Source organism: Bacillus sp. GMs2/2 (genome assembly GCF_050172095.1).
Lineage (GTDB): Bacteria > Bacillota > Bacilli > Bacillales > Bacillaceae_G > Bacillus_A > Bacillus_A cereus.
The window spans coordinates 1-598 of sequence record NZ_JBNLYE010000778.1 but is presented as its reverse complement, the minus strand read 5'-3'; the positions used below and the strand labels follow the sequence as shown (position 1 = coordinate 598).

Sequence of the window (598 nt, the reverse complement as noted above, 5' to 3'; positions counted from 1 at the left end):
TAGGCATAACAACGTTATGTATGTGGAACCAATTGTGAAGAACATCGAAAAAGTTTCTATCTTATATCAAGACCCTATCACGCTAGAAAGTGACACCCTCCCACATTCTAATGAGAGAGGCTCCCACACTAAAACGGAGGAGGCTCCTACATTGAAACGTGGGACAAATACAAAGATTACTACAGAGAATACTACAGAGATTACTACAAATAAAAAGACTTCTTGTCACAAGTTTGAAACTTGCGACATGGAGCATGCCAAATTGTTATTCCAGTTAATTTTAGAAACCAATCCAGAACATAAAGAGCCGAACTTCGAGAAGTGGGCCAATGAATTCCGCTTAATTCGCGAAAGAGACAAGAAAACAAATCAACAAATTGTGTATCTCTTGGAATGGTCTCAGGATCATTCCTTCTGGAAAAAAAATATATTGTCACCTAGTAAGTTGAGAAAGCAATGGGACAGGTTAGTAATTGAAGCCAAAGAAGAACACGAGGTGAAGAAAAATGAGCAGATTCGCAAGCATAGCGGAAGTCATGGCAGATTTGCAAAAGAGGACTATGAAAAATTGCCAGAACCAACAAAAAAGTGGAGAGAA

1 pseudogene is annotated in these 598 nt (G+C 38.6%); it reads left to right on the top strand.

The window, feature by feature from the left end:
* Positions 1 to 598 (top strand): annotated as a pseudogene (locus tag ACQGS6_RS29470) (DNA replication protein DnaD); the annotation flags it as partial.